Here is an 8,506-nt window from a genome sequence, read left to right as displayed (position 1 = left end):
TTTCTCCCTTCGGGGTTGCGGCGGGGGGCCGGGCGCAACACGGGGGGATCCAGTTTGGCGCACATGGGGGGGGGGCTATGGACGGTTGTCCATCGCGCCACCAAAAGGGGTGAACGGTCGTAACTCTCCCGCACGGGACGCGTTCGGTCGCGCTAAGAGATCGTTCGATTACTTTGCGCGACGCGCTGACCAGGCCTGGCGGGTCAGCCGTTGGGGTAGGCCCAGGCGTTGGGGCGGCAGTCGATGCCGTCGTGGTCCACGAACTTGGTCTGCTGCTGCATGACCGGGGCGAGCTCGCCGTCCTTGTCGCAGGAGACGTGGTTGTAGCCGATGCGGTGGCCGACCTCGTGGTTGATCAGCATCTGCCGGTAGGCGTGGATCTGGTCGCCGTAGGGCTCGGCGCCCTGCGCCCACCGGTAGGCGTTGATCATCACGCGTTCGGTGGCGGCCGAGTCGCAGGAGACGTTGTCCTCGGTGGTGTCCAGACCGGACTTGGCGCACCAGTCCGCCGTGGTGCCGGGGCTGGCGAGCGTGATCACGAAGTCGGGCTTTCCGGAGTGGATGCGCTCGAAGGTGCGGGCGCCGTTGTGCGCCCAGCTCCGGTTGTCGTTGAGGGTCTTCTGCACGGCCTGCGCGAAGAGCGTGCCGTCGAGGCCTAGCCCCTGCTCCACGTCCACGCGGTAGGTGTACTTCTGCCCCGTCCCCGGCGCCCTGTCGAAGCCGGGGACGGCCTCGAACCTGCCCGACCCCTTGGCGTCGGCGCCGAGGGGGTAGGTCGTGGCCATCTTCTGCTCGTACGTCAGCGGCGCCGCGGCACCGGGCGCGGCCGGGTCCGGCCGTCCGTCCGTGCGGGACGCGGGGTCGCGGACGTCACGGGCCTGGTCGGTCGCGGACGGGGCGCGCGCGCCCTCGGCGTCCTGGCCGTCGGCGACCTGTCCGGCCACGACGACCGCGAGCACGGTGGTGACGGCGGCGGCGGCGATGCCGGTGAAGGTCCGCCCCTTGCCGCCCCTGGCCGGCGCGGGTTCGCCGGTGGGCGCCGCGTCGTCGGCGCCGGGATCCCCGGGGCCGTCGCCGGCCGACCAGTCGGTGACGGAGGCGTACGGATCGGGCGCCTGAGCGGGGACGGCGGTACGGCGCCGGGGGCGGGCCGAGAAGACGTCGTCGTCCTGCTCGCCGAAGGCGTCCAGGTAGTCCGGCCGCGGCCCGTCCGGGGGCGCCTGCCGCTGCCGCGGGAGGGGCACGGACACGCCGGGGCGCGGTCCGGCCTGCGTGCCGTTTCCGGCACCGGCCCGTCCGTCCGACGTGCCCCAGCCGCCGCCCGGTTCGCGCTGCTCGGGATGCCCGCCGCGGACATGCGGCACACCCCGCGCGGGCGTGCCGCCCTGCTCCCGCGGGAAGCCCTGACCCTGCGGGAGGTTCTGCGCCGGAGTGCCGCCCTTGACCCGCGGGAAGCCCCGGGCGGGCGTGCCGTCGGGGACTCGCGGGAAGCCGTGTGCGGGCGTGCCGTCGTGGACTCGCGGGAAGCCCTGTGCGGGCGTGCCGTCGGGGAGCCGGGGGAAACCGTGCGCCGGTGTGCCGTCCGGGGGCCGTGGGGCCGCGTGCCCCCGGGTGTCGCCCGGGATGAAAGCCTGCTGCGGGCCCGGCGTTCCGTTCGCCGGCGGCGTCCGCTCCCCCGCCGGCGGGCCGGGCATGCGTCGGCGGCCGGTGCCTTCGGCCCGGGCCTCCCGCGCTGCCGCGGGGGCGTCCGCGGTGTCGCCCTCGGGGGCGGGTCCGCGGCGGCTGTGGCGTCCCACTCGCGCCTCAGCCTCCTGTGGTCTGGTTGGCGGGCTCGTCGTCGACGGCCCCGTCGGTGCTCCGGCCGACCGCCCGTCCATCGGTGTCCGCGAGAAGTTCGCGGAACGCCGTGGCCACGGTCTCCGGATATTCCATCATCGCCACGTGCCCCGCGTCCGGCAGGGTCAGCAGCCGGGAGTCGCGGAAGGCACGGGCCGCCCGCTGGGCCATGCGGTAGCCGACGAGTTGGTCCCGTCCACCGTAGACCAGCAGCGTCGGCGCGAGAACCCGTTCGGCCTGCCGCCAGAGTCCGTGCTGGCCGCCCAGGGTGTACGCGTTGACAATCCCCCGCGCCGAACGCGCCATCGCGTCCCAGAAGTACGGCAGTCGCAGCCGGCGCTCCATCTCCTCGACGGCGTTGCGGAAGCCGTCCGGCGACACCCTCGCCGGGTCGCCGTAGCAGAGGGCCGTCACCCCGCGGACCCGCTGCTCCGCGGTCCATTCCTTGGTGAGCCGGGTGAACAGCGCCACCACTCCCGGCAGCGCCAGCAGCCCCGTCGGCACCGCGCTGCGCTGGACGCGGATCTCGGGCAGCGCGGGCGACACGAGGGTCAGCGTGCGCACGAGGTCGGGCCGCACGGCGGCGACGCGCGTGGCGACCGCGCCGCCGAGCGAGTTGCCGAAGAGGTGCACGGGACCGCGTCCGGCCGCGTCCAAGTGACGGATGACGGCGCGCGCGTGCCCCGTGACGGAGTAGTCGCCGTCGTCCGGTGGCGGCGAGTCGCCGAAGCCGGGCAGGTCGACGGCCTCGCTGTCGACGACGTCGTCCAGCAGCGGCATCAGCGCCGACCAGTTCTGCGAGGAGCCGCCGAGGCCGTGGATGTACAGCGCGGGCGGGAGGCCCTCGCGCGCGGGGTGCCGGGAGCGCACCGTGAGGGTGATTCCGGGCAGGTGGACCGAGCCGAGCCGCTCGCCCTCGACGACCCTGACGGCCGCCACCCTGGGCAGCACGTTGGCGGGCGGCGCGGACGGCTGCTCGGTCGAGGACATGCGCCAATGTTACGAGACGATCACGCACTGGTTCATGTGTTCGCCGTCACAGGGGCGGGTGCGGTACCGGCGGTGGGCGCACGGTGATGTCTGGCGGCCGAATCGGGTGTCTCCTAGGCTCATGGAAAGGGCACCCGCATGTGGCCCCTGCATCCCCAGGGACGTCCGTAGGAAGGGAGCCCAGCATGACCGTCGACCCCACCGACCCGGAGACCTTCGACAACGAGGACCGGGAACCGCAGGAACTCGGCGTCGAGGCCCCCGACGCCGACGCGGCCGAGCAGAACGCGGACATCACCCCCGACCGCGACGACCCGCTCACCGACGTGGAACCGGATCGCGCCAACGAGGCGGACCTGGCCGAACAGGCCCGGGTGGTCGCGCAGGACGAGGACGACTACCGCTGAGGCGGGGGGCCGCCGAACGAGAGGGAGGCCGATCTTTGCCCGGCCTGGGACCTTTTGAAACCTGTTGTGCGGCTTTCGCCGCCGTCCGGTCCGTGAAATTCTGCGCTCGCACCGCGCGCACCACGGTTACCGAAAAGTACGATGGCGACGCGGCGCACACCGCACGTGGACGACTATGGGAGGCGGCGTGACAGCCATCGAGCAGACAGAGGCGGTACGCCCGCGGGGCACACGCCTTCCCCGCCGTGCCCGACGCAACCAGCTGCTGGGCGCCGCCCAGGAAGTGTTCGTGGCACAGGGCTACCACGCCGCCGCGATGGACGACATCGCCGAGCGCGCCGGTGTCAGCAAGCCGGTGCTCTACCAGCACTTCCCCGGCAAGCTCGACCTCTACCTCGCCCTGCTGGACCAGCACTGCGAGGCGCTGATCCAGTCCGTGCGGAACGCGCTCGCGTCGACGACCGACAACAAGCAGCGCGTCCGGGCGACGATGGACGCCTACTTCGCGTACGTGGAGGACGACGGCGGTGCCTTCCGTCTGGTCTTCGAGTCGGACCTGACCAACGAGCCCGCCGTGCGCGAGCGCGTCGACAAGGTGACGAACGAGTGCGCCGAGGCGATCTGCGACGTGATCGCCGAGGACACCGGCCTCTCGCGGGCCGAGTCGATGCTGCTGGCCTCCGGTCTGGGCGGCCTCGCCCAGGTGGTGGCCCGCGCCTGGCTGCACAGCGACCGCAGCGTGCCGCGCGACCAGGCGGTCCAGCTGCTGACGTCACTGGCCTGGCGGGGCATCGCCGGTTTCCCGATGCACGGCAGCGAGCAGCCCTGACCGTCGCACGTTCGGCGTACGGCGTCGTCCGCTGCCCGGGCTGTTCGCTCCTGGCGTTCTCGGGCGAAGCGTGTACGTCCCCTCACCGGGCTAATGTGTGCTGGGTACGGCGCGTAAGATCGCGCACTTCACTGACCGTCGGAGGGACATAGCCGTGGAGGTCAAGATCGGCGTGCAGCACGCGCCCCGCGAGATCGTTCTGGAGAGCGGTCAGAGTGCCGAGGAGGTAGAGCGCGTGGTGGCCGAGGCACTGGCCGGCAAGTCGCAGCTGCTGAGCCTCGTGGACGAGCACGGCCGCAAGGTCCTGGTCCCGGCGGACCGCCTCGCCTACGTCGAGCTCGGCGAGCCGAGCCCGCGCAAGGTGGGATTCGGCGCGCTGTAGCCGACACAGGCAGCACGCGAAGGGCCCGGCGGCCACGAACCGCCGGGCCTTTTCCGTTTCCCCCGGGGAGCACAGCTCACCCACAGGAGGAGGATTGCATTCCGCAGGTCAGGGGTAAGTCGGGTAAGACCGTTTCGGGCAGGCCGGCCACGTGGGAGGGACCCCGACATGCTCCTGGAAGCGCTCAGCGCCTCGATCCTCGGCCTCGCCCTGGCCTGGGCCGCCGCCCACCGCCTGCCGCACCGCCTCCCCGACCGTGTCCTGGTCCTGCCGACGGGAGTCGCCGGGGCCCTCTTCGGGGCGTTCGTCACGCACACCGCGCTGGGCGCCGGCGGACTCGTGCCGGTCCTCGTCGGCGCGGCGGCCGTCTCGGCGGCCTCGCTGTCGCTGCTGCTGCGCCCCGCGCGACGACTGCGGCGCCGCTCGGCGACCGCCTGACCGGCCGCCGGTGGGGCACCGGCGGCGGGGTCCGGCCGGGCGGTGCCTAGGCCGCCAGCCCCAGGGCCGCCATCCGCTTGGTGTGCGCCTCGGTGATCCGCGAGAACATCCGGCCCACCTCGGCGAGGTCGAAGCCGTCCGCCACCCCGCCCACGAGCATCGTCGACAGCGCGTCCCGGTCGGCGACGACCCGCTGCGACTGCGACAGCGCCTCGCCCATCAGCCGCCGCGCCCACAGCGCCAGCCGGCCGCCCACCCGCGGGTCCGCGTCGATCGCCGCGCGCACCTTCTCCACGGCGAAGCTCGCGTGCCCGGTGTCGTCCAGCACGGCCAGCACCAGGTCCCGGGTGTCGGAGTCGAGCCGGGCGGCGACCTCGCGGTAGAAGTCGCTGGCGATGGAGTCGCCGACGTAGGCCTTGACCAGGCCCTCCAGCCAGTCCGAGGGGTCGGTCTGCTTGTGGAAGCCGTCGTAGGCGGCCACGAACGGCTCCATGGCCGCCGTCGGCTCCTCGCCGATCCCGGCGAGCCGGTCGCGCAGTCGCTCGAAGTGGTGGAACTCCGCCGACGCCATCTTCGCCAGTTCCGCCTTGTCCGCCAGCGTCGGTGCCAGCTTGGCGTCCTCCGCGAGCCGCTCGAACGCCGCCAGCTCGCCGTACGCGAGCGCGCCGAGCAGGTCCACGACCGCGGCACGGTACTGCGGGTCGGCGGCGGCCGTCGCCCAGTCCTGGGCGGCGACTCCGGTGGCTCCGGTGGTTTCGGCGGGGGCGTCCGTGGCGTTGCCAGGCTTGTCAGAGCTCGTCATGCAGCGCACAATAGCCCGCCGAACGTGGACGGTACGGGCCTGGTCGGTCACTGTGACGACGACTACGTGACCAAATCGGCCATCGCGTGTGCGCGAATCCGGGGTATGGTGGTAATGCGCCTGCCGAGTATGTGACGTACGGGTACGTGACGTCTTCGTCGGGCCGCACGCATGAGGATGCCCGGTCGGTGGCCCGATCGGCTCCGACCCGACAGCCCTCCCTTCGTGCGCCACAGTGCGTACGGACCCCGGAGGGGGACCCTCAGTGGTACGAGCGCTGGAGCGTCGACAGAGGTCCCGTGTCCTACGGCTCACCCGTAAGGCGGCCGACGTCCCCGACACGGTCCGGCACCCGCGCGCTCGCCTCGCACCACGCACACAGAAGAGGCAGCACCCTGACTACGACGTTCCGATCCCTCGGGATCCTCCCCGAGACCGCCGAAGCCCTCGAAGCCGTCGGCATCATCAACCCCTTCCCCATCCAGGAACTGACGCTCCCCGTGGCCCTGTCGGGCACGGACGTCATCGGCCAGGCCAAGACCGGCACCGGCAAGACGCTGGGCTTCGGCCTCCCGCTCCTCGAGCGCGTCACCGTCCCCGCCGACGTCGAGGCGGGCCGGGCGGCGCCCGAGTCCCTGACCGACGCCCCGCAGGCCCTCGTCGTCGTCCCGACGCGCGAGCTGTGCCAGCAGGTCACCAACGACCTGCTGACCGCCGGCAAGGTCCGCAACGTGCGCGTCCTCGCGATCTACGGCGGCCGGGCCTACGAACCGCAGGTGGAGGCCCTGAAGAAGGGCGTCGACGTGATCGTCGGCACCCCGGGCCGTCTGCTGGACCTGGCCGGCCAGAAGAAGCTCAGCCTCAAGCACGTCAAGTGCCTGGTCCTCGACGAGGCCGACGAGATGCTCGACCTGGGCTTCCTGCCCGACGTCGAGAAGATCATCAACATGCTGCCGGCCCGGCGCCAGACGATGCTGTTCTCGGCGACCATGCCGGGCGCGGTCATCGGACTGGCCCGCCGCTACATGTCGCAGCCCACGCACATCCGCGCCACCTCGCCGGACGACGAGGGCGCGACGGTCGCGAACACGAAGCAGTTCATCTACCGCGCGCACAACATGGACAAGCCCGAGATGGTGGCCCGCATACTGCAGGCCGAGGGCCGGGGGCTGGCCATGGTCTTCTGCCGCACCAAGCGCACGGCGGCCGACCTGGCCGACCAGCTCAAGCAGCGCGGTTTCGCCTCCGGCGCGGTCCACGGCGACCTCGGCCAGGGCGCCCGCGAGCAGGCCCTGCGCGCCTTCCGCAACGGCAAGGTGGACGTGCTCGTCTGCACCGACGTCGCCGCCCGCGGCATCGACGTCGAGGGCGTGACCCACGTCATCAACTACCAGTCGCCGGAAGAGGAGAAGACGTACCTGCACCGCATCGGCCGCACCGGCCGCGCGGGCGCCAAGGGTACGGCGATCACGCTGGTCGACTGGGACGACATCCCGCGCTGGCAGCTGATCAACAAGGCGCTGGAGCTGGACTTCAACGACCCGCCGGAGACGTACTCCACCTCCCCGCACTTCTACTCCGACCTCGGCATCCCCGAGGGCACCAAGGGCGTCCTGCCGCGTTCGGAGCGCACGCGCGCCGGACTGGACGCGGAGGAGCTGGAGGACCTGGGCGAGCCGGGCGGCCGGGGTGGCCGCGCCCGCGGTGGCCGTGGTGGCCGGGAGGAGTCCCGTTCCACCGACCACGAGCGTTCGTCCCGTGCGCCGCGTCGCCGTCGCCGTACGCGCGGCGGGTCGCAGGTGGACGCGCCGGCCGCCGGGACCGCCGCGCCCGAGGCCGTGACCGGCGGCGCGGACGGCGCCACGGACACGGACGCCGCCGCCCAGGGCACCCGTACGCTGCGCCGGCGTCGTCGCACCCGCGGCGGCGAGCCGGCCCAGCAGCCCGTGTCGGCCGCCGCGGTCGAGGCGTCGGCACCGGAGACCGCCGTCGCGACGGCGGAGGGCACGGCCACGGAGGCTTCGGAGAGCGTCGAGGCCCCGGCGAAGCCGCGTCGTCGCCGCACCCGCAAGCCGGCGGAGACGCCGGCCGCGCCGCTCGAGGCCGCCGTGGTCGAGGCCGCCGTGGTCGAGGCCCCGGTGACCGAGGTGTCCGCGGTCGAGGCGCCCGTCGAGAAGCCGCGTCGGCGCACCCGCAAGGCCACCGCCGCCGAGAAGGCGGTCGACACGGCCGAGGCGGTGGCCGAACCGGCGGAGTCGAAGCCGCGCCGTACCCGCAAGAAGGCGGCGGCACCGGCGGAGGCCGCGGAGACCACCGAGACGACGGAGTCGAAGCCGCGCCGGACCCGCAAGGCCGCCGCCGCTCCGGAGGCCGTCGAGGTCGCCGAGACCGTGGAAGCCGTCGAGGCCAAGCCGCGCCGCACCCGCAAGACCGCGGCCGCCAAGGCGGAAGCCGCCGTCGACACGGCCGAGGCCGCGGAGGCCAAGCCGCGCCGCCGCACCCGCAAGGCCGCCGAACCGGCCGAGGCCACCGCCGAAATCCCTGCTCAGGCCTCGCAGGAGCCGGAGGCCGCACCGCGGCGCCGGACCCGCAAGGCCGCGGCGGCTCCCGTCGAGGCCGCCGAGACGGGCGAGGCGAAGCCGAAGGCTCGTCGTACGCGCAAGGCGGTCGCGACGCAGCCCTCGGAGTCGGCCGAGAGCTGACCCGTCGCGTCCCGATCCGTCGGCCCGGTCCCGCCACACGGCGGGGGCGGGCCGACGGCGGGTGCGCGCCGGGATGCGGGCGGGCGGTGGGGTGGGCGGGCCCGGCAGCGCGCGACCAGT

General features: G+C 73.5%; 8 protein-coding genes. 5 read left to right on the top strand and 3 right to left on the bottom strand.

The features are described 5' to 3' along the window. Positions 1-203 precede the first annotated feature (203 nt). Positions 204-1,796 (bottom strand): DUF3152 domain-containing protein, encoded by a 1,593-nt coding sequence (locus ACFWJB_RS32140; RefSeq protein WP_386926627.1) that lies wholly within the window; start codon positions 1,794-1,796, stop codon positions 204-206. A 7-nt stretch (positions 1,797-1,803) separates the two neighbouring features. Next, positions 1,804-2,826 carry an alpha/beta fold hydrolase gene (locus ACFWJB_RS32135; RefSeq protein WP_386926625.1) on the bottom strand — a complete coding sequence of 341 codons (1,023 nt, stop codon included), beginning with the start codon at positions 2,824-2,826 and terminating at the stop codon, positions 1,804-1,806. A gap of 185 nt (positions 2,827-3,011) precedes the next feature. On the opposite strand from ACFWJB_RS32135, the gene ACFWJB_RS32130 reads away from it, so the two are divergent. The 4 genes from ACFWJB_RS32130 to ACFWJB_RS32115 all read left to right on the top strand — a co-directional run bounded on the left by ACFWJB_RS32130 (position 3,012) and on the right by ACFWJB_RS32115 (position 4,882). Then, complete coding sequence (locus tag ACFWJB_RS32130) at positions 3,012-3,233, top strand: hypothetical protein (RefSeq protein WP_386926623.1); 222 nt, start codon at positions 3,012-3,014, stop codon at positions 3,231-3,233. A 187-nt stretch (positions 3,234-3,420) separates the two neighbouring features. Continuing rightward, the gene (locus ACFWJB_RS32125; protein WP_385467414.1) at positions 3,421-4,062 is read left to right on the top strand and encodes a TetR/AcrR family transcriptional regulator; all 642 of its coding nucleotides are present in this window, start codon (positions 3,421-3,423) and stop codon (positions 4,060-4,062) included. 154 nt (positions 4,063-4,216) lie between these two features. Continuing rightward, positions 4,217-4,444, top strand: coding sequence for a DUF3107 domain-containing protein (locus ACFWJB_RS32120; protein ID WP_161168724.1), 228 nt, complete (start codon positions 4,217-4,219; stop codon positions 4,442-4,444). A 168-nt stretch (positions 4,445-4,612) separates the two neighbouring features. Further along, positions 4,613-4,882, top strand: a complete 270-nt coding sequence (locus tag ACFWJB_RS32115) for a hypothetical protein (RefSeq protein WP_385467411.1) — start codon at positions 4,613-4,615, stop codon at positions 4,880-4,882. A gap of 46 nt (positions 4,883-4,928) precedes the next feature. Here ACFWJB_RS32115 and ACFWJB_RS32110 read toward each other — a convergent pair whose 3' ends face one another. Continuing rightward, entirely contained in the window at positions 4,929-5,684 is a 756-nt protein-coding gene (locus tag ACFWJB_RS32110) for a ferritin-like domain-containing protein (RefSeq protein WP_385467408.1), read from the bottom strand. Positions 5,685-5,983: 299 nt separating this feature from the next. Here ACFWJB_RS32110 and ACFWJB_RS32105 point away from each other — a divergent pair, with 299 nt between their 5' ends. Beyond that, a complete protein-coding gene (locus tag ACFWJB_RS32105; RefSeq protein WP_386926620.1) occupies positions 5,984-8,386 on the top strand; it encodes a DEAD/DEAH box helicase in 2,403 nt (800 codons plus the stop codon). Positions 8,387-8,506: the final 120 nt, after the last annotated feature.

This window comes from Streptomyces sp. NPDC127100 (genome assembly GCF_042724095.1).
Classification (GTDB): Bacteria; Actinomycetota; Actinomycetes; order Streptomycetales; family Streptomycetaceae; genus Streptomyces.
The sequence above is the reverse complement of the archived record's forward strand: the minus strand, read 5'-3'. Positions and strand labels throughout refer to the sequence as shown.

What these genes read in the sequence shown, in the direction of transcription:
- ACFWJB_RS32135 (WP_386926625.1), bottom strand. Translation starts at nt 2,826, where the DNA reads ATGTCCTCGACCGAGCAGCCGTCCGCGCCGCCCGCCAACGTGCTGCCC.
- ACFWJB_RS32130 (WP_386926623.1), top strand. Translation starts at nt 3,012, where the DNA reads ATGACCGTCGACCCCACCGACCCGGAGACCTTCGACAACGAGGACCGG.
- ACFWJB_RS32115 (WP_385467411.1), top strand. Translation starts at nt 4,613, where the DNA reads ATGCTCCTGGAAGCGCTCAGCGCCTCGATCCTCGGCCTCGCCCTGGCC.
- ACFWJB_RS32110 (WP_385467408.1), bottom strand. Translation starts at nt 5,684, where the DNA reads ATGACGAGCTCTGACAAGCCTGGCAACGCCACGGACGCCCCCGCCGAA.